This window comes from Thalassobacillus devorans (assembly GCF_900176565.1).
GTDB lineage: Bacteria > Bacillota > Bacilli > Bacillales > Halobacillaceae > Thalassobacillus > Thalassobacillus devorans_A.
In genome coordinates, this window is sequence record NZ_FXEH01000005.1 from 97,650 (window position 1) to 123,458 (window position 25,809).

21 protein-coding genes and 1 pseudogene are annotated in these 25,809 nt (G+C 37.0%); 4 read left to right on the forward strand and 18 right to left on the reverse strand.

The genetic code is table 11. The features are described 5' to 3' along the window. Positions 1 to 217 precede the first annotated feature (217 nt). The 14 genes from B9Y67_RS05330 to B9Y67_RS05395 all read right to left on the reverse strand — a co-directional run bounded on the left by B9Y67_RS05330 (position 218) and on the right by B9Y67_RS05395 (position 15,897). The gene (locus tag B9Y67_RS05330) at positions 218 to 631 is read right to left on the reverse strand and encodes a phospholipase D-like domain-containing protein (RefSeq protein WP_254901716.1); all 414 of its coding nucleotides are present in this window, start codon (positions 629 to 631) and stop codon (positions 218 to 220) included. A 397-nt stretch (positions 632 to 1,028) separates the two neighbouring features. Next, positions 1,029 to 1,991 (reverse strand): 2-hydroxyacid dehydrogenase, encoded by a 963-nt coding sequence (locus B9Y67_RS05335; RefSeq protein ID WP_085505750.1) that lies wholly within the window; start codon positions 1,989 to 1,991, stop codon positions 1,029 to 1,031. Then, a complete protein-coding gene (locus B9Y67_RS05340) occupies positions 1,988 to 2,704 on the reverse strand; it encodes an RraA family protein (RefSeq protein ID WP_085505751.1) in 717 nt (238 codons plus the stop codon). The genes B9Y67_RS05335 and B9Y67_RS05340 overlap by 4 nt, the downstream gene beginning before the upstream one ends. 27 nt (positions 2,705 to 2,731) lie before the next feature. Continuing rightward, positions 2,732 to 3,499 carry an enoyl-CoA hydratase/isomerase family protein gene (locus B9Y67_RS05345; RefSeq protein WP_085505752.1) on the reverse strand — a complete coding sequence of 256 codons (768 nt, stop codon included), beginning with the start codon at positions 3,497 to 3,499 and terminating at the stop codon, positions 2,732 to 2,734. After that, on the reverse strand, positions 3,496 to 5,247 hold the full coding sequence (locus B9Y67_RS05350) for an FAD-binding protein (RefSeq protein ID WP_085505753.1): 1,752 nt from the start codon (positions 5,245 to 5,247) through the stop codon (positions 3,496 to 3,498). Before B9Y67_RS05350 ends, B9Y67_RS05345 begins: the two co-directional genes overlap by 4 nt. Before the next feature lie 3 nt (positions 5,248 to 5,250). Then, entirely contained in the window at positions 5,251 to 6,843 is a 1,593-nt protein-coding gene (locus tag B9Y67_RS05355) for an acyl CoA:acetate/3-ketoacid CoA transferase (RefSeq protein WP_176223917.1), read from the reverse strand. Between the two features lie 28 nt (positions 6,844 to 6,871). Further along, positions 6,872 to 8,011 (reverse strand): acyl-CoA dehydrogenase family protein, encoded by a 1,140-nt coding sequence (locus tag B9Y67_RS05360; protein WP_085505755.1) that lies wholly within the window; start codon positions 8,009 to 8,011, stop codon positions 6,872 to 6,874. A gap of 254 nt (positions 8,012 to 8,265) precedes the next feature. Further along, positions 8,266 to 8,601, reverse strand: a complete 336-nt coding sequence (locus B9Y67_RS05365; RefSeq protein ID WP_085505756.1) for a GntR family transcriptional regulator — start codon at positions 8,599 to 8,601, stop codon at positions 8,266 to 8,268. 225 nt (positions 8,602 to 8,826) lie between these two features. Then, a complete protein-coding gene (locus tag B9Y67_RS05370) occupies positions 8,827 to 10,338 on the reverse strand; it encodes a tripartite tricarboxylate transporter permease (RefSeq protein ID WP_085505757.1) in 1,512 nt (503 codons plus the stop codon). A 15-nt stretch (positions 10,339 to 10,353) separates the two neighbouring features. Next, positions 10,354 to 10,794, reverse strand: a complete 441-nt coding sequence (locus B9Y67_RS05375; RefSeq protein ID WP_085505758.1) for a tripartite tricarboxylate transporter TctB family protein — start codon at positions 10,792 to 10,794, stop codon at positions 10,354 to 10,356. Between the two features lie 92 nt (positions 10,795 to 10,886). Further along, positions 10,887 to 11,894, reverse strand: coding sequence for a tripartite tricarboxylate transporter substrate binding protein (locus B9Y67_RS05380; RefSeq protein WP_085505759.1), 1,008 nt, complete (start codon positions 11,892 to 11,894; stop codon positions 10,887 to 10,889). Between the two features lie 259 nt (positions 11,895 to 12,153). Further along, positions 12,154 to 13,614: an aldehyde dehydrogenase family protein gene (locus B9Y67_RS05385; RefSeq protein WP_085505760.1), complete on the reverse strand. Its 1,461-nt coding sequence runs from the start codon at positions 13,612 to 13,614 to the stop codon at positions 12,154 to 12,156. An 11-nt stretch (positions 13,615 to 13,625) separates the two neighbouring features. After that, positions 13,626 to 14,795: an iron-containing alcohol dehydrogenase gene (locus B9Y67_RS05390; protein ID WP_085505761.1), complete on the reverse strand. Its 1,170-nt coding sequence runs from the start codon at positions 14,793 to 14,795 to the stop codon at positions 13,626 to 13,628. 64 nt (positions 14,796 to 14,859) lie between these two features. After that, entirely contained in the window at positions 14,860 to 15,897 is a 1,038-nt protein-coding gene (locus B9Y67_RS05395) for a TRAP transporter substrate-binding protein (RefSeq protein ID WP_085505762.1), read from the reverse strand. 272 nt (positions 15,898 to 16,169) lie between these two features. Between B9Y67_RS05395 and B9Y67_RS05400 the strand changes: the two genes are divergently transcribed. From B9Y67_RS05400 to B9Y67_RS05410, 3 genes are read left to right on the forward strand one after another with little or no spacing between them, the layout of a single operon-like run. Continuing rightward, complete coding sequence (locus B9Y67_RS05400; protein ID WP_085505763.1) at positions 16,170 to 16,742, forward strand: TRAP transporter small permease; 573 nt, start codon at positions 16,170 to 16,172, stop codon at positions 16,740 to 16,742. After that, positions 16,739 to 18,019, forward strand: a complete 1,281-nt coding sequence (locus B9Y67_RS05405) for a TRAP transporter large permease (protein ID WP_085505764.1) — start codon at positions 16,739 to 16,741, stop codon at positions 18,017 to 18,019. Before B9Y67_RS05400 ends, B9Y67_RS05405 begins: the two co-directional genes overlap by 4 nt. Before the next feature lie 38 nt (positions 18,020 to 18,057). Then, a complete protein-coding gene (locus B9Y67_RS05410; RefSeq protein WP_085505765.1) occupies positions 18,058 to 19,188 on the forward strand; it encodes a glycerate kinase in 1,131 nt (376 codons plus the stop codon). 87 nt (positions 19,189 to 19,275) lie between these two features. On the opposite strand, the gene B9Y67_RS05415 is transcribed toward B9Y67_RS05410, so the two are convergent. The 3 genes from B9Y67_RS05415 to B9Y67_RS05425 all read right to left on the reverse strand — a co-directional run bounded on the left by B9Y67_RS05415 (position 19,276) and on the right by B9Y67_RS05425 (position 23,935). Beyond that, on the reverse strand, positions 19,276 to 21,414 hold the full coding sequence (locus B9Y67_RS05415; protein WP_085505766.1) for a 4Fe-4S dicluster domain-containing protein: 2,139 nt from the start codon (positions 21,412 to 21,414) through the stop codon (positions 19,276 to 19,278). A 741-nt stretch (positions 21,415 to 22,155) separates the two neighbouring features. After that, the gene (locus B9Y67_RS05420) at positions 22,156 to 23,130 is read right to left on the reverse strand and encodes an electron transfer flavoprotein subunit alpha/FixB family protein (RefSeq protein ID WP_085505767.1); all 975 of its coding nucleotides are present in this window, start codon (positions 23,128 to 23,130) and stop codon (positions 22,156 to 22,158) included. 31 nt (positions 23,131 to 23,161) lie between these two features. Then, entirely contained in the window at positions 23,162 to 23,935 is a 774-nt protein-coding gene (locus tag B9Y67_RS05425) for an electron transfer flavoprotein subunit beta/FixA family protein (protein WP_085505768.1), read from the reverse strand. Positions 23,936 to 24,095: 160 nt separating this feature from the next. Between B9Y67_RS05425 and B9Y67_RS05430 the strand changes: the two genes are divergently transcribed. After that, complete coding sequence (locus tag B9Y67_RS05430; protein WP_085505769.1) at positions 24,096 to 24,758, forward strand: GntR family transcriptional regulator; 663 nt, start codon at positions 24,096 to 24,098, stop codon at positions 24,756 to 24,758. Between the two features lie 216 nt (positions 24,759 to 24,974). Here B9Y67_RS05430 and B9Y67_RS05435 read toward each other — a convergent pair. After that, positions 24,975 to 25,327, reverse strand: a pseudogene (locus tag B9Y67_RS05435) (lyase family protein); the annotation flags it as partial. Between the last annotated feature and the right edge of the window lie 482 nt (positions 25,328 to 25,809).

Genomic DNA, 25,809 nt, shown 5'->3' on the forward strand with positions numbered 1-25,809 from the left:
GTTATGACCTTCATCACTCAGCAAATGGCATGTTTTATTAATAGACACTTGATCTGTTGTTTGTTTATGATTATCAAACATTAGGTTGGACTTATTTCGCCCAGCTATCCTGTAATAAACCTTAATACAAAAGGATTTGTGGAATCAAAAGATAAAAAGTACCAGTGTAAAGAGTGAACAAGGAATGGACATAAAAAAAGACCCTAACAGTTTAGGGTTAATATCTTTCATAATTGTTCACGAATAAATTCATAAACTCATCAGTAAAGTTCTTTACAAAGTCTCGGTCCAGTGCAGTTGCCCAAGTCTCATTATTGTTTGGTGCAGTATTACTCCAATTATAAGAACCATGCATTACATACTCTAAATCAATTATGCAGAATTTATTGTGAAGTCTGTTAAATCCTTTTTTCGGTACTTTTACGAGTTCAAAATTACGTTCAAAATCTGCTATTAAAGTTTGATTTGTTGGTTCATCTGAGGTGATTATTCGGACATTTACACCATCAATTTTTCTTAGTATCAATTCTATATATATATCTATATCGGTAAACCAAGCTACCGCTATCCATATAGTATATTCAGCCCTTCGGATGCCTTGGATTATCTTATCCTTTATCTCGTCAAACACAACATCATGTTCCGCTTGTGGTGGGATATTTTCAAGTTCTACTGGTTTAGGTTTAATATTTAATCCGGCATATTCATAATTTCTGGTGACCTATATACTAATGCTGTCAATTTTTCTAAATCGTCTATTAAAAATTCAGCCTGTTCTAACATAGGCACTGGAACTCTTAAATTTATATATTCCTCGAAATGTCGATATTTACTTGCGAAAACACCAGTTTTATCAAAATCTCAGAGTTTCTTTTCCTTTAGAATATCCAATGTTACTGGTGCAGGGACTGGACAAAATGTGATCGATATGAATTTTCCTGCACCTACGGGGATGAACAAAAACCCCCTTAATATATATCAAGAGGGTAGGAATTTTAATATTCAGATAGTTGTTAACTAACTTAATATTAATTAACTTGGTTTGGAGGTACTCGACCACTAACTCCCTCTACGAGATTTGTTGCAGCCAAGATACCCATTTCTATTCTTGTTTTTATACTTGCACTTCCCACGTGGGGGAGAGATACTACATTGGATAACTTAAGCAGAGGGTGATTTGTGTCTACTGGTTCATTTTCAAAAACGTCTAAACCAGCAGCCCAAATTTCTTTAGCGATTAATGCTTGATATAATGCTTCCTCATTCACAATACCGCCTCTAGCCGTGTTAATTAAAATGGCAGTTGGTTTCATTAACGAAAATTCTCTAGAGCCAAATAAATTTCTCGTCTCATGGGTATATGGAGTCATAATACAAATAAAGTCGGATTCGCTAAGTAGAGATTCAAAGTCCACATACTTTACACCTAATTTGTTTTCTGTTTCAATCTTTCTACTTCTATTATAATAAAGAATATTCATGTCAAAACCTTTTGCCCTTTTCGCTAAAGCTTCGCCAATCCTCCCCATTCCAACAATACCAAGTGTTGCTCCATAAATATCTTGACCCGTATAAGCCATCGGGGACCAAGTTTTCCATTCTCCATTTCTCACTACCTCAGATACTTCTACTAAACGGCGAGCAGTAGTCATTAATAATGCAAAAGTTAAATCGGCTGTTGTTTCTGTTAACACTTCAGGTGTATTTGTAACCTTTATACCCCTTTCACTTGCGTATTTGATATCGATGTTATTATAGCCTACAGCCATGTTAGAAACGATTTTTAAATGTTTAGCCTGATCTAATAAAGACTTATCAATATTTTCAGTTAATAAACAATATAAGCCATCCACATCTTTAATCTCTCTCTCTAATATATTACGCGGAACAGGAACATCTTCTTTCTCCCACATTTTCACGTCACAATGCTCTTGCAGATAATTTACAATTTCCTCTGGTAGTTTTCGAGTAATATAAATTTTTGGTTTCATTTAAGATTGCCTCGTCCAGTCAAAATCGGTTCATGATCTTTTTCAAATTTGCACCCTTTTTCTTTTAAAACCTCATCAACCCAACTTCTACTAATTTTTCCATCTTCAATTAAGCGAAAAATCTCCTTTTCTTTCTTTTCTTGCTCCTTCGCTTTTAGAAGAACTCCTTCTACTTCTTCAGCAGGAACGGCAACCAATCCATCTTCGTCACCAACGATTAAATCCCCCGAATTGATAATCATTCCCCCCAAAGAAATAGGTCCATTAACTTCCCCTGGCCCATCTTTATAAGGACCTCGATGTGTAACACCCTTAGCATACACAGGAAAAGTATCTTCCATGAAAGCTAGTGAATCGCGAATAGCTCCATTTATAACAAAGCCGGCAATTCCTTTTTTCTTCGCTATTCTCTGCATGATTTCACCTACAATAGCATTTGTAGTATCCCCACCTGCATCAACAACAATTACATCACCAGGAAGAGCAAGGTCGAGTGCTTTGTGTACCATTAAATTATCACCTGGTCTTGTTTTCACTGTAATCGCTGTTCCAAGCAACTTCCCTTCCTTATGGAAAGGTTGCAATTCTGTTCCTCCTGCGTGCAGACGGTTCATATTATCACTAATATGAGGAGTGACTATATTTCTAAACTGTTTAACTACTCCTTTATTAATTCTTTGTTTGACTGGAAGGATACGAAATCCAATATTCACGATAACTACCTCCTATATTTCATTAAGTCATCTATGTTTATATACTGGCTGCCTTTTTTCCAAGAAGGCATTAACTGATTCATTGATATCTTCTGTAAGATGAAGTTCTTCAAAATACTTTATACCTCTTTCATAAAAACTTTCTTTTTTTCGATAATCGATAATTGCTCTTTTTATTGTTCGTATAGTTGGAGCTGAGTACGAAGCAAGCCGTTCTGCTAATTTCACAGCTTCCTCTCTAAAAACATCGGTCGATTTAACCTTGTTGGCAACTCCTAATCGCAGTGCTTCTTTGGCCGAAACCTTTTCACCACTGAGAAATAAATAACCCGCATGAGCCTCACCTGTTAGCTGAATAAAGCGCTCAAATCCGCCATTACCTGGATAGACCGTTCGAGATACCTCTGGGTAACCGAATGTAATATCCTCAGCAAATATACGAATGTCAAAGGCAGTTGCTAATTCTGCACCTCCACCAAGCACATTGCCTTGCACACAAGCAATTGTCGGCTGAGATACATTCATAATCGCCGTTAACATTTCATGACCATCTATCCAAGCATCTCTTGCTTTATTATGGTAAATTCGTTCAGGGAACTCCTTTAAATTTGCTCCACAACAAAAGTGATCGCCTTCACTTTCAAATAATATCACTCTAACGTCATTATTTTTTGATAGTGATTGAAAGACTGACGTAATTTCACTTTTCACATCATTAGATAAAATATTTAAGGGTGGGGTTTTCATTATGACATTTGCAATCCCTTTGGAAACTTTTACATCAACCTTCTTCATATAGTGCCTTTCTTTTCGAGCTCACGGTGACTGGGCCATTTTCTTGTGTGAACGTCCATGGTTTCACCTTGTTTACTAATAACAACGCTTTTCACCCATTTAACGTTATCTTTATTTGGAAAATCCTCTCTATAATGACAACTGCGACTTTCTTTACGAGTTAATGCTGATAAAACAATAGAGCGAGAGACCAGTAGCATATGTTTTAAATCAATAGCATCAAATACATTCTCGTTCGTTATGTTAAACTCTCCTGTTTCTAACTCGTAATGAAGAGAATCAATTTTTTTTAACACTTCATCCAAACGTTCTTTATTACGCATCACTAAGCAATTTCTATACATAGATTCTTTTAAAGATTGTATGGCATTGTCTAAATCTTTTTCACCATTCCCGTTTTTAATAAGCTTATTAAGCTCATCTAATCCCTCCTGTAAATCCTGCTCCTCATTAAACACACTCTCTGTGAGTGACTTTGCATAACTTGCTGCTGCTTTTCCGGTACGATTTCCAAACACCTGTCCTTCGGCTAATGAGTTTCCACCAGGGCGATCAGGGCCTCTCACACCACCGGCGGTTTCACCAGCAGCATATAATCCTTTCACCTTCGTTTCACCATTTGGGGTTTCAATTAAAGCGCCCCCATTCATACATTGAGCGACAAGTGCTACCTCAAATTTATCTTCAAAAATATTAATCCCTTTTGATTTCAAGATTCCTTTTGTTTTTGGCATCTTCTCTTCTACAATTTCTTTTGTTTCTTCTGACATCGTGCACCATACCCCTCCATTTCGAGATGGATTCGTTTCTAGCTCCCTTTGTATGGCAGTATCTAAGTAGAAAGCTGGTGAAGAAATCGTAAACGGAAACACTTTTGAACGATAGACTTCTTCTAGTGAAATATTTTTAGGAATATAATTTTCAAGTATTTGCTTTCCTTTATTATTTGTTAAGATTGGTTTTGCTTTCCATACTGGACCGGATAATAACGTAATGGAAGGTTGAATAGCAGCTGGACCAATCTGAACAAACTCCATATTCACAAGTGGCACACCTAATTCATATGCCATTGCATATCCATTCCCTGTCATGTCAGGAGTTCCCACTGCGTATTTATAAATATGATGTGCACCTCCACAGGCTAAAATGATTGTAGGTGTTTTGTATAAAACTATTTCATTAGTCTGTTTGTGTACACCTAATGCCCCTAAAACTTCCCCCTCTTTTCCTGTTAATATTTTATATATCATTGTATACTCATCAACTGGAGTTTGATATTTTTTCAATTGCTTAGACAGTGTAGTTAATATATGTCGAGCGGTCACACCATTTACACGACAAGTACGTGGGTAGGTTGCAAAATCACTCATACCTTGGACAAGCTTTCCATTTTCTTGTTTATCAAAATTTAATCCCATGTTGATTAAATCTTGAATTCGGTCAGGCATTTCTGATGCCAACGTCCATACAAGTTCAGGATCGATAAAACCTCTCCCTGCATCTAATGTATCTTCATAGTGAACTTCTGGTTCATCACGTTCATCTTCATGGCCAATCGCTGCGGCAATCGCTAACAATTCCGAAAATGCTGTAGCAGTTGATCCGCTTCTTAACCATTTCGACTTCACTGCCATTCGTACACTTGCACCCATTTGAGCAGCTGATAATGCAGCTCTTGTAGCTGCACCTCCGCCCCCAACAACTAATACATCTGTTTCAATAATTTGACTTACTGATAATTTACTCACCTTCTACACCCTCTCTAACACATCTCGTTCTGATGATTCAGAAAATAAGGCAACATCCATTTCTTTCACGTCTGCAGCTACTGTTACCTTACATTCCACTTTATTTAAAATATCCTTCTCGATATCTATTCCAGGAGCATACTCGACAAGCTCTAAGCCATCTTCATTTAAACGGAATACACACCTTTCAGTAATATATAAAACTTCTTGACCTTTTTTCAATGCTTGTTTAGCATTGAATGTCATATGTTCAATTGTTTGTATGAATTTTTTATGTCTACCTTCTTTTTTAATTTCTACCTTTTTATTTTTAAAAGAGATATCTAAGCCGCCACTTGTTAATGTGCCACAAAACATAATCTTCGGTGTTTTATGCGTTATATCAATAAACCCGCCTGATCCACGGTAGATCCCATTAAACTTACTAACATTTACATTTCCACTACCATCAATTTGGGCAAAACCTAATAACGTTGCAGATAAGCCTCCTGCTTGATAAAAGTCAAAGATTTGCGGAGAGGTTACGAATGCCTCAGGATTGATATGCGCCCCGAAGACTTCAACTCCCATCGGCACACCTCCAATCGCCCCATGTTCTAGGGAAAACGTAATGTCATCAAAGAAGCCATCTTCAAGGGCAAGCTGAGGTAAGTTAACAGGTATCCCTACACCCAAGTTTACAATTGATTTAGGTGTAATTTCATGCCCTGCTCGACGCAATATTACTTTCTTTGCATCCAATGGAATCGATTGTTTCAACTTATTTCTAGGCTTACGTACTTCACCAGTCCAACTTGGATTATAGTCTGGTAGTAAGCTTTGTTGTTGCTCCTCATCAATAACAACCGCATCCACCAATATGCCAGGAATTTCTACTGAACGAGGGTGTAGTGTATGATTTTCAGTTACTCTTTTTACTTGTGCAATCACATAGCCGCCACTTGCTTTTGCAGCCATCGCCATTTCTAAGCCACTTAATGTTGCAGGTTCTTCCTCTAATGTAATATTTCCATTTTCATCTGCTGTCGTTCCCCGGATAATAGCAACATCAATTGGAAAAGATGGATAAAATAAATGATCTTCTCCCTTAATGTTTAGAAGCTGAACTACGTCATCACATGTGTGCTCATTCAACTTTCCTCCATCTTGGCGAGGATCAACGTACGTATTCAATCCATTTGTTGTCAATAACCCAGGTTGTCCCCCGGCGATAGAGCGAATAAGCTGAAAGATGGTGCCCATTGAAAAGTTATAAGCTTCACACTCATTATTACGAATCATATCTGTTAAGTGAGGGCTTTCTTTGATATTAAAGCTGCCACTAATTAATCTTTTTAACATTCCTTTATAAGCAAAATGCTCCAAGCCTGTTCTTTTTTGCTTATCCCACCCTACTCGCACAGGTGTAATAACAGTCAAATCTTTTGGCTCGCCTGTTTCAATAAACCGATTCCCTAATGCTTTGAGAACTTTCTCTGGACATAAAATAGAGATAAGACCGCCAATTGTAATCGTTGTATTACTGTGAATGTTTGAAATGGCTTCTTCTACAGTGACTACTTTTGAATGCGAGTTACTTTTCACTTGACTACTCACGATAACCTTCCTCCTTATCCCTCTCTTATTATTTTCGTTGGTTAAATTTTCGTTCAAGAACGCTAGCTGCGAGCATGGTTTTATGAACTTGAAGCGTGCCACCTGCAATCGATGCAGAACGTACACAACGGTAATACCATTCAAGTGGGTACTGTTTTGAAAAACCATAACCACCATGCAACTGAATACATGTATCTGTTATTTCTTGTGCTGCCTCAGCCACGAAGATTTTTGCTACACTTACTGCATTTTTATCTGGTTTATTATCAGATGCAGCTTCCCCAGCACGATATAGAAGTGTGCGAGCTGCTTCAAGTTGCACATACATATTTGAAATCATCCATTGAACTCCTTGGAATTCACAAATTTCTTTTCCAAATTGCTTGCGTTGCTTTACATGCTCAATTGTTCGATCAAATGCTGCTTGCGTGATTCCCATTGTTTGCGCTAAATATCCTAAACGAACTCCATTGTAAACACCCATTAATTTTTTAAAAGCATTGTTTGTGGCTAATACATTTTTTTTGGGTACAATTGCATCTTCAAAATATAAAGTACACTGAATTTCCCCACTCATATTTTCTTCATCTGGCCCTACTGTAAATCCAGGTGTATCTCTTTCAACTAAAATTGCACCAATGTCAGAAGTACGGCCGGAATTCCCAAATCGCGCATATACTACAAACACATCCGCTAAATGAGCATCACTAATAAATACTTTGGATCCGTTCAAACGATAGTAATCGCCTTCATCTACAGCACTTGTTTTCATATCTGTTGCTGCACTTCCAGCTTCGGGTTCACTCATACCAAGTGCAATAAACAATTCTCCTGATGTTACTTTTGTTAAATATTTTTGCTTTTGTTCCTCCGTTCCAAGCGTATTAATAAAAGATGCAATCCCCATACTTGCATGATATGCATGTCTACCGCTCGTTGGACAAACTCGACACAATTCTTCAATCATAAGTAATGCATCAAACAGGGCTAAATTCATTCCGCCATATTCTTCGGGAAGTGTTAAGCCTAAAAATCCATGATTAGCTAAGTTTTTAGCATTTGCCCAGAACTTTTCTCCCTCTAACCATTCTGTAGCGGGCTCTATTTTGCGCTTGGCAAAATCTCTCGCAACCTCTCTCCAACTTTGTTGTGTTTCAGTTAATGCCATCTCAATTCTCCTTTCACATGAGTAAATGTTAGAAACCTGCAACTTATCAATTATCAATTATCGATAATATTAAATATTATCGTATCAGTATCACTTGTAATTGTCAAAACTATTAGAAAACTTTATGAAAATAAAACAGTTATTCTTCTACTCTTAATTGCTTTTTTATCTGTTTTTTACTGTAATTAAGATGTATTCGAAATGCAGCTAAAGCTGCTTCTGTGTCTTTCTTTCTTATTGCATCTACAATAGGTTTATGTAATTCCGCAACATCTATAAGGTTTGGAAAGTGCAAACTCTTCAATCACTTCTCGTAGTTCATAAATATCACGTGTATCTTGCCGTGAGAGATTAGATACAAAAGTTCCTTTATTACGATGACGTATCACAAATCCTTCCTTCTGTAATTGCGACAAAGCTTCACGTACTGGTCCTTGACTAACACCAAACTTTTTCGCTACATCCATTTCAATGATTCTATATCCAGGTTTCAGCTCTCCTTTGATAATTAAATCTCTTAGTAAGGGATAAACTTGATCCATTAAGGAATGATTAACGACTCGTGTTTTCATATATTCTCCTTTTTCCATTTATTTCGTAATACTTCTGACTTGTTTTTTGATATTTAAATAAGGAGTTGACAAACAACCGAAATATCTAACTTCCTTTACTCACTAGCTGCACCCTTATAAACTTGAGATATTATATTTGTTAATGGTAATTACTAATCTTTACTTTCTTACAGTGGTAAATTTATATCTTTTTTTATTTAACACATATTATCTCGCTTTAAAAATCATTAATTTAAGATTTCATTACTTCAATTGCTCCTTAAAGATTTTCTTCTTTCTAATAAAAGGCATTAATAAAGTTATGAGTGTTATTAATAAAACAACTCCAGCTATTGGTCTTTCCACAAATGCAAATATAAATTGACTTAAATCATCTTGGGCTAGAGATAGTGAACGTCTTAAATTCATTTCCATTAAAGGCCCTAATATAAAAGCTAATACCAACGGAGCACGAGGAATGTCAGCTTTCACCATTAAATATCCTAAAATTGAAAAAACAAGCATAGTAGCTACATCAAAAAAACTATTTTGAACAGCAAAACTTCCTAAAAAACAAAACGCAAGTATGGTACTATTTAAAATTGGATCTGGGATAGATAGTAACCTTGCAAAATACCTTGCTCCTTTTAGCCCGATAATTAATATGAAAATATTAGCAATAACCATCCCCAAAAAAATGGCAGATACTAAATCAATATTTTCTTGAAACATAGTTGGACCCGGTTGAATACCATGCACCATAAAAGCACCAATTAAGATAGCTGTAACTGCATCTCCAGGAATACCTAGTGAAAGTAATGTTATCATTGTGCCACCGGTACATGCATTATTAGCTGATTCTGCTGCTGAAACACCCTCTAATGAACCTTTTCCCATTTCGCTTGCATTTTTCGATAGCTTTTTTTGTTGGGCATATGAAACAATTGAAGCAATTGTCCCTCCTGCACCTGGAATGGCACCAATTACTACGCCAATAACACTTGAACGCGCAATTACCCCCCAAAGTTTTCTTATATCTAACCAACTGGGAATGGCTCTTGTCGCTTTCACAACTTCAATCTTTTTCTCAGGTTCTTGTATTTTCTTTTCAATATTTAAAATAACTTCTGTGACACCATAAAGTCCTACCATTGAAGCAATGAATTGCACACCTGAGAATAAATGAATACTACCAAACGTAAAACGAGCTTGTCCTGTCATTGGGTCAGCACCAATCATGGCGATTAATAACCCTATACAACCCGAGATTAACCCTTTTACCATTGAACCTGGAGAAATGTAAGCCATAATGCTTAATCCAAAAAAAGCGATTGCAAAAATTTCATATGATGTAAATTCAAGTGCTAAATTTGCTATAAGTGGAGCAAATAAAACTAGAGTTATAACACTAAATAAACCACCTAATGAGGAAGCAACCGTGCTAATTCCAAGTGCACGCCCTGCTTGCCCCTTTTTAGCCAAAGGATAAGCGTCTAATGCAGTCATTACTGCTGAGGGCGTACCTGGAATATTTACTAAAGTTGCTGAGATTGCCCCCCCGTATACTGCCCCTAAATACACCCCAATTAACATTAGAATACCTGCGGTGGAAGATAAGCTGTAGGTTAGTGGAATTAATATAGAAACTCCCATCATTGCAGAAAGGCCTGGAATTGATCCAGTTAATATACCTAGAAGAGTGCCAATGAAAATAAAAAAAATAACATCTATTTGTAATATTTGTTCCAATCCAGCAGTATATAAATTTAAATCCAAAGCTACCTCTCCCTTCTACCACAAAATTCCTTGAGGCAATGAAACATGAAAAAATTCCGCAAAAATGATATATAAAGATCCAGAAATTACTAACGTGTGAAGTGAAGATTTCAAGATAGGATATCCTAGAAAGGTCATAATGGTTATTAGAAAAAGAATCGTAGCAACTAAATATCCAAAAAAGTATAATGCAGGGATGTAAGCAATTAATAATGCAACAAGAAGTAACAACTTAATAAGTGTTTTAACATAAATGCTTGATTGTTCTTTTTCATTTCTTTTTAACCTTTGGAATAGATTTACCACACTTAAAATTGCTAGAGTTCCACTAATAAGTTGTGGTAATAATGCAGAATTACTTGATAAGTTAGTAGCTTCTTTTCCATACGAGCTAGCAAGCACAAAGATCATGATACTTATTATGAGGAGTATTATAGAGGTTATATAATCCTTCAAACTAAAACTCCTTTCCTTCAGAATAAAGAGGGTAAAGGATCGTGTTATATTAACACGATTCCCTATACCCGTTCATTAGGTTAGCTTGTAAGCTACTCTACTAATTCCTTATACATCTCAACTTGATTATTAAAAAATTCCGTGAATTCCTTATGCCCCCTAAACTTACCATTCATTCCTTTGTTATCTAAAAATTCTTTAAATTTTTTCCTTTCCCAAGATTGCTTAATACTTTGTTCTAATTGATCTAAAACAACTTCATCTGTCTCTTTTACAGTAAATACACCACGCCATACTGGAAATACTGATTCGACACCCGCCTCAGTTGTCGTTGGAACATCTGGCAATAAACTATGTCGTTCATCACTCTGAACAGCTAACACTTTAATTTTCCCTGCATCTACAAGTGGCTTCACCTCACTAGGGCTATTTGCTGAAATATCAACTTCTCCAGCAGCTACAGCCTTTGACATTTCTGACCCACCTGAAGAGTATGGAATATATTGAAGTTCTATACCTGCTTCCTTTGCAAAGGTTTTTGCAGAAAAATCCCATAACGCCCCTTTTCCATTGGTAGCGATCTTTAATTTCCCTGGGTTTTTCTTTGCAGCTTCAACTAATTCTTCTAACGTATTATAGGGAGAATCCTTTGGAACTGAAATTGCTGAAGTATCTTCCACCACTTGGGCTAAAGGTTGAATTTTAGATAAATCAATGCTTTTTTCCTGGAGAGATAATAATATGAGAGTCTGAGAATTGAAATATAATGTTTGTCCATTTGGCTTAGAACGTGACACATCAACAGCAGCTACAATACCCTTGGAGGCTGGCTGATTTTTAGGGATAATTTCTGCTCCCAATTCTGATTCCATTTCAGGGATTAAGCCTCTTACAGAAAGGTCATTTGCCCCCCCTGGCCCATTTGGGATAAGAAATGTAATTTCCTCACCAGAAAATGATGTATTAAGTTTGCCTTCTTCATCCTTTGATTGACTATTTTCATTATTTTTGGATAAACTACTTTCCTTTGCATTACATCCCACCAACAATATAGAAAATAAGAATAAAATAGTTAGCAATACAGAAGTAACTTTTTTCATTACATCACCCTCATAAAATATTTTAAGTATTGATATCCAGAATTTAACTTTCAAGGTTTAAAAATTTTTTTACTATGGAACCGTTCCTTATTAAAGTCTAGTAATTACTTCTATCATTAAATAGAATAATAATTTAACTTAAAATTATTATTGAGTTGAATGTTCGTTTTTAGGAGAAGGTTTAAACACCCTTCACCATAGCGGTGAAGGATATATCATAGTTTTCCATTTATATATTTTCGATTATCGATAATTTTGATTAATAAGCATCATAGATAACCTTTAAGTTAGTAAAGAAGTCTTTTGCTGTACTTCCAATTGAGTATGGTCCTATTGCTGAATTTTTTAACCCGCCAAATGGAACATGGGACTCACTAATTGTCCCGTTATTCAAATGGACCATTCCTGTCTCTACTTCGTTGACAAATCGTTCTAAATAATCTTTGTTTTGTGAAAAGCAGGATGCTGCTAGACCATATTCTGTATTATTGCAAACATCAATTGCCTCATTAAAACTATTAACACTAATAATAACTAATACAGGACCAAAGATTTCTTCTTTTGCTACTCTCATATCTGGTGTAACTCCGGCAAAAATAGTCGGTTCATAAAAATAGCCTTCGGTTGTTTGTTTAGATGCTTTTCCTCCCGTAACGAGATCTGCTCCTTCCTCCAAGGCTATCTTTACATAATCCTCAGTAGTATCAAATTGATCTTTGGATACTAGCGGTCCCATTGTTGTCTCTTCATGAATACCCTCACCAATTTTATACATCTGTACTTTTTGTTTTAAGGCTTCAATTACTTGTTGCTCACTTTCTTTACTTACAACAATTCGACTAATTGATGTGCACCTTTGTCCTGTAGCTGCAAATGCAGCTTTTAAGATTTGGTCAAGGGAATCATCAATATCAGGGTGATCATAGATAACAGCGGCATTTTTTCCACCCATTTCAAGCTGAACTTCAACCATTCGCTTTGAAGCAAGTTCATAAATATTAGAACCAATATTCGTTGAACCTGTAAATGTAATCCCTTTTACTTTTGGATTTTTAACCAATTGATTTCCAACTCGCCTACCTGAACCTACTACGACGTTTAAAACACCTGCTGGCAAGCCTGCTTTTTCAAATAATTGAGCAATTTTAGCCCCCATAGCTGCTGTTAAGCTAGCTGGTTTAAAAACAACTGTATTTCCTGAAACAAGAGCGGGTGCAATTTTTCTTAATGGTGTTACTAGTGGAAAGTTCCATGGTGAAATTGCAACTATTACTCCTTTCGGAATACGAACCGTACGTACTTGAACATTCTCACGTTCACTAGGTAATGTTTCACCATTTAGCCTTGATGCCTCTCCTGCTATATAGCGTACTTCATTAATTGTCTTATTAATTTCCCCAAGAGATTCATTTAATGGTTTACCTTGTTCCCTTGTTAGTAACAGTGCAACTTCTTCTTTATCCGTTTCAAGTATTTCAGCAAAACGATATAAAAATTTTCCTCGATTAATTGCAGAAAGACCTGACCATGACTTTAAGGCTTTAGCTGCTGCTTCTACAGCCTTATCTGCATCCTTTTCTGTTGAATCTGGTGTAATTGCTACAATCTCTTCTATATTTGCTGGGTTTTCACGTTGTATTGTACCTTTTTCTGAAGCTGCTACCCATTGCCCTCCAATAAAGTTATTTACTGTAACAGGAGAATTTTTTGTAGTAACCATTTTTTCACCCCTTATTTTATTACTTGTACCATTGTTTCTAAATCTTTAACCGTTACCTGTCTGGGATTAGCTGTTGCAATCCCACTATCAAACGCTTCCTGGGCCACGAGTTGAATTTCCTCTTCCGACAAATTAACATTAAGGTTAATTAAGTTTGTTGGAATTTCTAAATCGGCTACTAATTCTTTAACTGACTTAACAGCTTTTTGAGCGGCGTGTCGCTCATTTAAGCCATCTACTTCTTCGCCAAGTGCAAGCGCAATACGTTTGAATTTTCCGAAATTTGAACTTAGGTTATATTCCATTACGACAGGTAATAGCATGGAATTTGCCATTCCATGAGCGATTTTATAACGCCCACCTAATGGATGTGATAAGGCATGAACTGCTGCAACCCTTCCCCAAATAAAAGCGGCACCAGCGATTGTACTTGCTAGCATCATATTCGAGGCGGCCTCAATATTTGTACGATCAGCAACGAATGGACGAAGCCATTTGCCGATAAGTTCAATAGCATAAAGTCCCAACGCTTCTGTAATTGGGTGCGCTTGATTTGAGGTGTACGACTCTACTGCATGACTTAACGCATCCATACCCGTAATTGAAGCGAGACCTTTCGGCAATGTAGTGAGTAACTCAGGGTCTAGTATTGCTGCCCTTGGATGAAGATGCTCACTTAAGATTCCCATTTTGTATCTTCTCTCTTCGTCTTTTAACACTGTTGCATGTGTTATTTCAGAACCAGTTCCTGCAGTAGTTGGAATAGCAATAATATCTGGACCACGATTTGGGACTTGATTTTTCCCTTCATAATCATTTATGTCTCCTGGGTTGGCAACAGCAATCGATACGCCTTTAGCAGTATCAATAGAACTTCCACCGCCTAGTCCAATGATGGCATCACAATTACTTTCTTGAAACAACGCTTCTACTTTTTTGATCACCCGTAATGTAGGATCCGGCTCAACCCCAGTAAACACTTCATAGTTTATACCAGCCGTCATTAGAGACTTCTCAATAAGCTCTAAGCCACCAGAATTCTTTATTCCTTCGTCCGTACAAATAAAGACCTTTTTATAGTTGTATTTGTCTATGACCTCTGGTAATTGTTTCACTCTACCTACCCCAAAATGAAGTTGAGTATGTAGACCGAATTCAAATGTATCTAATAGTAAATTCATTTGACCCCTCCTGTATTAAATCATCTTTATAAATTTAGATTATCTTCAAGTAAGTAGATCGCTCTCAATACTTCTCCACTTCTGAAAGAAATTCAGTTATATTTTCCTCACCAAGCTCACCTTCATACTCTGAATAGACACTTTGCACTGACTCTAAGAAATTTTGGTGTTGGCCCTCCGTCAATTCAGTAATTTGCATTCCATTATCAATTAAAGTTTTCTTATATTCTTTTGTTTTTTCTTCATTTAAATCTCGCTGATAATTACTAGCGGTTATCGCAGCTTCCTTAATTACTTTTTGTTGTTCTTCACTTAACCCTCCAAAGAAATCTTTTGAAATTACAAGCCCCATTGGATTATAGACATGATTCGTTTCTGTTAAATACTTCTGAACTTCGTAAAACTTATCAACTGAGATATTACCATATGGATTTTCTTGTCCATCAATAACTCCTTGCTGCATAGCCGTAAAAAGTTCGGTATACGCCATTGGTGTTGGATTGGCTCCCAATGCCTTCCACGTATCAATATGCATTGGCGTTTGCATCGTACGTATCTTTAATCCTTCTATATCGCTAGGAGATTTTACTTCTTTAACATCATTTGTTAAATGTCTGAAACCGTTTTCCATATAAGAAAGCAAAACAATACCTTCACTTTCTAATGTCTTACCAGCCTTTTGACCATATGGACCATCTAAAACCTTGTAGGCTACTTCTCTATTAGGAAATGCAAATGGTAAATCATAAGCTAGCATTTGTGGTGCCCAATTTGCCAACATTGATGTTGAAACACCAACAGCCTCTAATGTACCAAGTTGTAAGCCTTCAATCATTGTACGGTCGTCACCAAGTTGTCCATTAGGATAAATCTCTACTTTTACACTACCACCTGTTTCTTTCTCTACGATTTCTTGAAATTTTTTGTAACCCTTATATAGAGTATGCTTGTCTGAGTTAACCGATCCAATTTTCAAAACAACTTCTCCACCGTTACTCCCAGAGTCTGATTGAGCAGATGTGCTCTGATTATCGTTATTAGAACATGCAGCTAACAAACCAATCAACAACGCAAGACCTAATACTTGAATAAAAATTTTCATCTTAGTTTGTATTCCCTCCTAATAGCTTAATAGTAAATATTATCCTTCCTGAGATTTTGATCCTCCTTTAAGTACTTTTTCGGATTATCGATAATCTATAATTTATAGGTTACCAACCTTTTTTGGAATTGTCAAAATAATTTTAAAATTAATTTTAAAGACTTAAAAAAGGACTTTTTTGATTGAAACTCTTTACTTTTCGATTATCGATAAAATATAATGGAAGTCAAATAAATTAAAAAAATCTGAAAATTAGAAGGGAGAATATTGTGATGAGAATCATAAATAAGATTGACCAACATTTAGAAGAATACTTATCTCTAATACTATTCAGTGTTATGGTTTTACTCGTAAGTGCTCAAATATTTTCAAGGTTTATTTTCAACTTTTCATTAGGATGGTCAGAAGAACTGGCACGCTACACTTTTATATGGTTTGTCTATATTTCAATTTCTTTAGCTGCTAAGCATAATCGTCACCTTCGAATTGAAGTTGGTTTAAACTTTCTTACTAAACGGTTCGGAAATGCCGTGCTGCATTTCACTGACCTGTGCTGGTTATCTTTTAATCTCCTAATGGTAGTATACGGGGCGAAAATGGTCCAACAATTAATGAACTCAATTCAAGTTTCAGCTGTTACGGAAATTAATATGGGTTATGTATACCTTATTATACCTATCGGTTTCGGATTGATGTCACTTCGCATTATACAAAACATGTGGAAAAGAAGTAATACTACCATAGGTAGAAAATCTAATGAAGAAAAAATGTCTATTTCTAAAAACCAAGAAAATGAAAATTATAAACTTCAGAAAGTTCAACTTAAGGAGAGTGTTGATAAATGACAGCTGGTGTTGCGTTAGGATCTGTATTATTATTTTGCCTTTTGTTTGGAATTCCTATTGCTATTTCTATCGGAATTGCAGTCGTTGTTTCATTAATTCTATCTGGATTTCCAATTTCTTTTTTAACTCAAAGCGCTTTTACAGCCTTAGACTCCTTTCCTCTAATGGCCATTCCATTCTTTATACTTGCAGGAGCCCTAATGGAAAATGGCGGCCTATCCCATCGGCTGATTAACTTTGCAAACTCTCTAATGAAATCGTTTACAGGTGGGTTAGCTCTTGTAACAATGATTTCTTGTCTCTTTTTTGCTGCTTTATCTGGGTCATCTCCTGCAACAGTAGCAGCAATTGGTACAATCATGTTCCCTGCTATGGTGAAAAAAGGTTACGATCCTGAATTTTCAGCTGCAGTTTCTGCTTCTGGCGGTGGCTTAGGAATCTTAATCCCCCCCTCTATTCCTTTAATTATTTATGGTATTATCGCCAATGTGTCAATCAGTGATATGTTCTTAGCTGGAATTGGACCAGGTTTTGTATCTGTAATATTTTTAGCTGGTGCTGTCATTCTGATTGCAAAAAAACGAAATTATACTGGCACTAAGGAAAAAATTAATTGGAAAGAAGTAAGAAGCTCATCTTGGGAAGCTAAATGGGCTTTATTGGCCCCATTTATTATTCTTGGAGGTGTATATGGAGGTGTATTCACTCCAACAGAATCAGCTGTAATTGCAGTTATATACGCATTTATTATCGGGATTTTTATCTATAAAGAACTTAATATAAATCAAATAAAAAAAGCATTTATCACATCTTCAATAACCACAGGTGCGATTCTTATTATCTTAAGTACAGCTGCAGCATTTGCAAGGCTAATAAACATCTATCACATACCAACAACTATCTCAAAATATATCTTAAGTTTATCTGATAATGCACTGATTACATTACTATTAATCGGTGTTTTGACACTATTAATTGGTACTTTCATGGAAACGCTATCAATCTTAATTATTCTGACCCCATTGTTTCTGCCAGTCGTTACTCAGTTAGGGGTAGACCCTATTCACTTTGGGATTATTCTCGTTCTAGCTGCAGAAATTGGCTTACTTACACCTCCTGTTGGCCTTAACCTTTTTGTAGCCTCTGGAATATCTAAGATTTCGATTGAACGCATTTCTATGGCCATGATTCCATTTATTTTAGCTATGATATTGGCACTTATCGTTATCATTATTTTTCCGCAAATATCAGTGTTTTTACCGAACTTAATTGATTAATTTATAACGTCATTGCACTGAAGAAGGGAATGAAATTCATGAATTTTGTCGTCGCTCCTGACTCTTATAAAGGGAGTTTAACAGCAATTGATGTAGCTAAAACAATAGAAAATGCGATTATTTCGGAGTTATCAAGTGCAACAGTTGTAAAGGTGCCTATGGCAGATGGAGGAGAAGGGTTTATTGACTCTCTAGTTTTTTCAACTAATAACAGCCTTACATGTGAGTACTTTATCAAAGGACCTTTATCACAGAATATAAAAAGCTATTATGGATTACTAAAAGACAGTAGCACCGCGGTTATTGAAGTAGCAAATATTTGTGGATTAACTTTGGTTAGTGCTGACCTCAAAAATCCATTCTTGACAACATCTTATGGTGTTGGGGAAGCGATTCTCCATCTATTGGACCAAGGGATTAGAAAATTTATTATCGGACTTGGTGGAAGTGCTACTAATGATGGTGGGCTAGGAATGCTTCAAGCATTAGGCGTAAAATTTCATGATCAAAACGGACAAAATGTTGTTCCAAACGGATACGGTTTAAAGCATATCAGGAAAGTAAACTTTGAATCCATTGATCCTCGCATAAAAGACTGTGACATAAAAATTGCAAGTGATGTAGAAAACCCTCTTTGCGGACCGAAAGGAGCTACACACATATATGGTCCGCAAAAGGGAGCAAGCCCACAGCAAATCAAAGAACTAGATACCGCATTAAAACATTACGCTCAAATAATTAAGAATGAAATCGATTACGACTATGAAAATACACTTGGTGCTGGTGCTGCTGGAGGACTTGGTTTTGCCTTTCTTATTATTGGGGCATTCATCGAGTCGGGTGCAAAACTTGTTGCTGAAGCTACAAATTTAAATGAGAAGATAAAGAACAGTGATTGGGTTATTACAGGGGAAGGACAAACTGATTACCAAACACTTTTTGGAAAAGCACCAGCACATGTAGCAAAAATTGCAAAGGATCATCATAAAAAAACAATCTTAGTATCTGGAAGCTTAGGTGAAGGAATTGAAGAATTATATGAATTATTTGTAAGCTGCCATGCTACCATACCAAAGCCAGTTTCCATAGCAACAGCAATGCAAGAGGCTAAAATTAACTTAACGCTTACAACGAGAAATATAGCAAGACTATTAAAATTTACCTCATAATAAGGAAAAAAGACATTGATACAATAGCATGTATCTAATGTCTTTTTTTGCTTTTATAATTTACTTTTTGAAAATCGTCTCCTAATATTATGCCCTTTGAAAATCCATATACTGCCTACTACCAACCGAACGCTCTAAGATCTCTGCAATATCTAGAGTTTGAACACTTTCTTCAATTTCTTTTGCCTTCGTACCATCACTTAGCATCGTTAAACAATAGGGACAACCACTACTAATCATAGATGGATTAACGCTAAGTGCTTGTTCTGTACGAGCAACGTTAATACGACTTCCTGTATTTTCCTCCATCCACATCATACCGCCGCCCGCTCCACAGCACATCCCGCTTTCTCGGTTACGCTTCATTTCTACCAGCGTGACGCCTGGAATCATTTCCAGGACTTCCCTTGGAGGCTGGTATACCTCGTTGTAGCGGCCGAGGTAGCAGCTGTCATGGTAGGTGATCGTTTCATTCACTTCATTTACTGGCCTCAACCGACCATCCTTCAGCCATTCGGCAAGCATCTCGGTATGATGGTAGACCTCTGCTTCATAACCGAAGTCCGGGTATTCATTTTTAAATGTGTTATAAGCATGCGGGTCGATAGTAATGATCTTTTTAACGTCATTCTTTTCAAATTCTTTGATATTCTTTTCCACAAGTTCCTGATACAAGAATTCGTTCCCCATCCGACGCGCTGTATCTCCGGAGTTACGTTCTTTGTTACCGAGGATAGCGAACTTGATGCCCGCTTCATTCATCAGCTTGGCAAAAGCAAGCGAGATTTTTTGACTGCGGTTGTCATAGGCGCCCATGGAACTGACCCAGAATAGGTATTCAAAGTCTTCCCCTTCTTTTTTCAATTCTTTCACAGTCGGAATGCGGACGTCCGGCTCCTGGTCGCGCCAGTCTTCCCGCTCTTTCTTAGATAAACCCCAAGGATTGCCCTGACGTTCGATATTCGTCATCGCGCGCTGGGCATCCGGATCCATTTTTCCTTCCGTCAATACAAGATAACGGCGAAGGTCAATGATTTTATCCACGTGTTCATTCATGACCGGGCACTGATCTTCACAGTTACGGCAAGTGGTACATGCCCACAGCTCTTCCTCTGTGATGACATCGCCGATCAGGTTATGGTTCTGGGCAGCCTCTACAGAAGCTGCCGCTTCATCACCACCTTGAGTCTGCGCCATTTTGGCAAGTTGATTTCCCTGTGTATTGGAAAAGGCATAAGCCGGCACCCATGGTGATTTTCCAGTGACCGCTGCTCCTTTTTCCGTCAACTGATCACGCAGTTTGATGATTAGGTCCATCGGGGAAAGCATTTTTCCTGTACCTGTAGCTGGACATACATTGGTACAACGGCCGCATTCGACACAAGCGTAAAAGTCGATCATTTGCAACTGGTTGAAGTCTTCGATTTTACCGACACCAAAGGAAACATCTTCTTCGGCAGTCTCATCATCGACATCAAAGTCAATTTTAGAAAGCTTTCCAGGTGGTGTCTGGCGAGTCAAGAACACATTGACTGGAGCCGCCAGCAGGTGGGCGTGCTTGGATTGTGGTACATAAACCAGGAAGCTTAATAGCACCAACAGGTGAATCCACCACATGACGAAAAACACAACAGCTGCAGCAGTCGGGCTTATCCATCCGAAAGCGCTTGCAATTGAGGTCGCAACAGGTTCTGTCCAGGCGCCTTCATGACCGTGCCAGATTAAGCCCATACCATTACCGATCAAAACACTTAACATTAATGCTCCGATAAATAATAGCACAAGCCCCGCTTTAAAGCCTCGCTTCAAGCGGACAAGCTTTTCCACATAACGGCGGTGGAACGCCCATACGACAGCGATCAGGATCATCAAGGTGACCAGTTCCTGGAAGAATGTGAAGCCTGGATAAAAAGGTCCTAAAGGAAGATGGGTGTCTGGAGCAAGACCCTTCCAGATAAAATCAATGGCACCAAACTGCACCAAAATAAAACCGTAAAACATCATCACGTGGATGATCCCGGACTTTTTATCTTTCAATAATTTCTTTTGACCAAAAACATAAACCAATATCAGCTTCAACCGATTCTTAATTTCACTATCATAATCGGCTTTTTGTCCCAATCGAATATAGGCAATACGTGTACGAACGACTCGAACAAACAAATATATACCATAAATAGTGGTCCCAAGAAACAAAATCCAGTTTACCACTAGAAAGGATTCCATATTTAAATCTCCTTTTTATATAGGTTTAAATTCCATATTTTTTTAAAATTATAGATTGACAGAAAGGCCCCAACTCGTACAATAATTGTACAAAATTCTATTATTTGTACGGTTTAACATCACTTTTCATAAGGAGAGATGGGTTTGTCAAAAAGAAATGCAGAAGGCTTGAACTCTAACCAAGTCATTATAAAACCAGGGGACTATCTTAAAACACTTGAAAAAGATTTAGAAGATATTAAGGCTTTTAAGAAGTAACCTCATTCAACCATTACTGAATCTTCCAAAATTACAGGATTACCCCAGCCGGTCACAAGACGTGCCCCGCTTATGTTAGAACATCTTGGCTACGCTAACTTTAAAGATGGTCTATACTCCCTTACATCGAAAGTTCTTTCTTTAGGGTATTCGTATATTTCTTTTCAAAATATCTGGTAAATTGCAACACCATATCTTGAAGAACTATCAGAAAAACTCCAAGAGTCAAGTTCTCTTGCTATACTGGATGATACAGATATTGTTTATATAGCGCGCGTTCCAGTAAACAAAATTATGAAACATTCATTAATTGACATTCTGATCATGTATATTTTTGGTTATTTATTACTTAAAGCAGGGGAAACATCCCTAAAGAGTCGACGCCTGTTTAAATGCACACATGTTTGATTTTTGGCATTTACATAGCTAAAAACACCCCTGCTTCCTAGTAAGTAACTATTCATACATAGCCGCTTGTATGGATTAGACCCGTACTTTCAATAATTCTTCCTTCAGCTTAGGAACAACTTCAAATAAATCTCCTACAATACCATAGTCTGCCACATTGAAAATATTAGCTTCTGGATCTTTATTGATGGCGACGATGACTTTTGAGTTAGACATACCAGCTAAGTGCTGAATAGCACCCGAAATCCCCGCAGCAATATATAAATCCGGTGTAACTACTTTACCAGTCTGGCCGATCTGAAGAGAGTAATCGCAATATCCTGCATCACAGGCTCCACGTGATGCACCAATAGCTCCGCCTAACACTTCTGCCAATTCTTCCAGCGGCTCGAAACCTTCTGCGCTCTTAACCCCGCGCCCGCCTGCTACGATTACTTTTGATTCGGATAAATCGACACCCTCAGATCCCTTTCTGATGATGTCTTTAATAATCGTACGGAGATCTGCGATATCCACGTCTTTAGTGGTCACTTCTCCTGACCGGGACTCGTCACGCTCAAGTGATGCGATGTTATTCGGACGGATCGTTGCGAAAATAATTCCGTCTGTAATGATTTTCTTTTCGAATGCTTTTCCAGAGTAAATCGGACGGGTGAAGATGACATTCCCTCCTTCACTGTTTACTTCAGTGACATCTGAGATTAAGCCTGTTTCCAGCTTGCTGGCGAGCTTAGGTGTCAAATCCTTCCCAACAGCTGTGTGACCCATCACGATACCTTCCGGACCTTCATCCTCAATCACTGCCTTAACTGCTTGTCCATATCCTTCTGATGTATACGTTTTCAATTTTTCGTCTGAGACAGTGATTACACGGTCTGCCCCGTAATAAACCATTTCGTTTCCTTGTTCAGTCAAATCGCCTTCACTACATAAGACGCCCACCACTTCTCCGTCCGGACTAATTTGTTTGGCAGCCGCAATGGCTTCAAACGTTACATTACGTAATGCACCCTCACGAGATTCCCCGATCACTAACATTTTTTTACCCATACCGATTCTCCTTTCCCAATAAATACTGCGTTTATAGTACCTTCGCATCGGTTCTTAATAAAGCTACGAGTTCTGTAACTTGATCGTCTATTTCCCCTTCAAAGACTTTTCCAGCTTCTTTCTCTGGCGGTAAGAAAATGTCCAATGTTTTCGTTTTCGCTTCCACATCATCTTCATCTAAATCCAAATCATCAAGCTCTAATTCTTCTAATGGTTTCTTCTTCGCTTTCATAATGCCTGGCAATGATGGATACCTTGGCTCATTCAGCCCTTGCTGGCATGTAACAAGTAATGGAAGAGAAGTTTCTACTTTCTCTACATCCCCCTCTACATCACGTTCAATTGTTGCAGTTACTTTATCAATATTAATATTCGTTATAGCAGTTACGTATGGAATATCTAGTAATTCAGCTACACAGGGACCAACTTGCCCAGAACCGCCATCAATTGCCAAATTACCGCCTAAGATAATATCGTAGTTATTTTCGTTAAAATACTCGGCGAGAATTTTTGCTGTTGTAAATTCATCACTTTCTTCTAGATCATCATATGCATTAATAAGTACCGCCTTATCAACCCCCATTGCTAGAGCTGTACGGAGTTCTTTCTCTGCTTCATCATTACCTACTGTAATTACTGTTACTTCCCCATCATGCTCATTCTTTAGCTGAATAGCTTCCTCAATTGCATATTCATCATAAGGATTGATGATAAACTCCGCACCTTCTGTATTTATAGCCCCTTTTTGGACTACAATTTTCTCTTCGGTATCAAATGTTCGTTTGATAATTACGAAAATATTCATTTGCTACACCCTTCCTTAATATCGATTATCGATAATATATAATGCATAGTAGCAATTATATTTAGAATTGTCAAATTTTTTTGATTGATAAACATCTTAATTTAAGCTATAATAATAAATAAACGATTATCGATAAAATTTAGTAATATGAGGTGTTAGTATGGAAAAGCTTATTAAAAATTACTCTCTTTCTGATCAAATTTATAATTTACTAAAAGAATCTATCATTAAAGGCAACTTAAATCCCGGCGATCGGATATTAGAGTTAGAGGTGGCAAAAAAATATGAAGTAAGCCAAGCTCCTGTTCGTGAAGCTTTATCTCGATTAAAAAAAGAAGGCTTTGTTATACACCATCGTAACAAAGGAAGCTTTGTCTCTAATCTATCAAATAAAAATATAGAAGAGGTATATAGTTTTCGTGCAGCAATTGAGCCATTAGCAATTTCTCGTGCTATAGAGAATATTACTGACAAACAAATTGATAAATTATACGAAATATATGAAGGAATGCTTACAGCTGGTAAAGCTAATAACTTAGATGAAATAAGAAGCTATGATGTGCAATTTCATTCTTATATTTATCAATTAGCTGATCACCATTTTATGTACCAAGTATGGAACGACCTCATTGCAATTGGAGATCGCATATGGTACTTAAACACAAAACTATACTTTGAAAACTTGGAAGAATTGGCACAAATTCATAAGCCAATCGTAGATTCAATAGCTGAACGCAATACTGAAAAGTGCATATCAGCATTTAAGGAGCATATGAACTATGTGCGAAAAAAAATGAATATTGATAACACACAAAAAAAGTGAATTAAAAATTAAGCAATTGCTATAGCTGAAAGTAAGGCTCCGCTTATCAGATCACATGCCCTGGTAGGAAGTATTTTTTGCAAGGGTGTGTTACATACCCGTTAGGAATCAGCCTTCATGAATAGGCAGATTTCTAAAAAGGTAACCAGTGCTAAATGCCTTATAAGTTAGCAAGTTATTCTTTCTCTGACTTCTCTTTTGGGTACTTTCTCACTATGGACTAAGATAGGAGTAATCACTTTTTACCCGTCCCAGTATTTCCAAAGCTCGATTACATATTACTTCATTCGCATTCATGTTTATGGAAGTTCCTGCTCCTCCTTGGATCGGGTCTACGATGAATTGATCATGATGCTCTCCATGAATGATTTCAGTAGATGCTTTTATAATCGCATTTCCAAGATAGGATAAAAGACGCCCAGTTGGTGATTAAAGATTCATGGATACGATAGCCTGTGATTGGGAAATTTTCAGAAGCTCTTAAGGTTTGTATGCCATAATGCATGTACAGGAATCTCTCTTTCACCTAAGAAGTCTTTTTCTACTCGAGTAGTTTTCACTTTATACATGATGTAACCTCTTGAAATATTGTAATCGAACCTATAGTGATACGTAGCAGCTAAATAGATGTTCGTTGCTTTCCCTTTCTATCTCGAGATGGATATAGTGAACCACCTCTTGAATAGAATTGTATTTTCCAAGATAAATCATTAACTTTGATAACAAGGCTTCTGTATTCATGTCATTTGAGATTACTACATTATTTCGATATATTTTGCGTCCGACCTCATATAAATCTATGTCAATTCTGATATAAGAATTATCTACATAAGAGATGTATGGATAGTTAACGCTTTCAAAGCATGTTTACTTTGCTTTTCAAAGATTAGATAATAGACTAGGAACACCTAACTTATCCCAAGCAATCGAAGCTGCTAAACCTGAATTTCCAAAACACATTAGATGAATTTGGTAAACTAACTTACTTTTTATAGACAGAGGGACAAGTCTGCCCCTCTTGATCATCTGCATCCTTTATCATACTAGCACC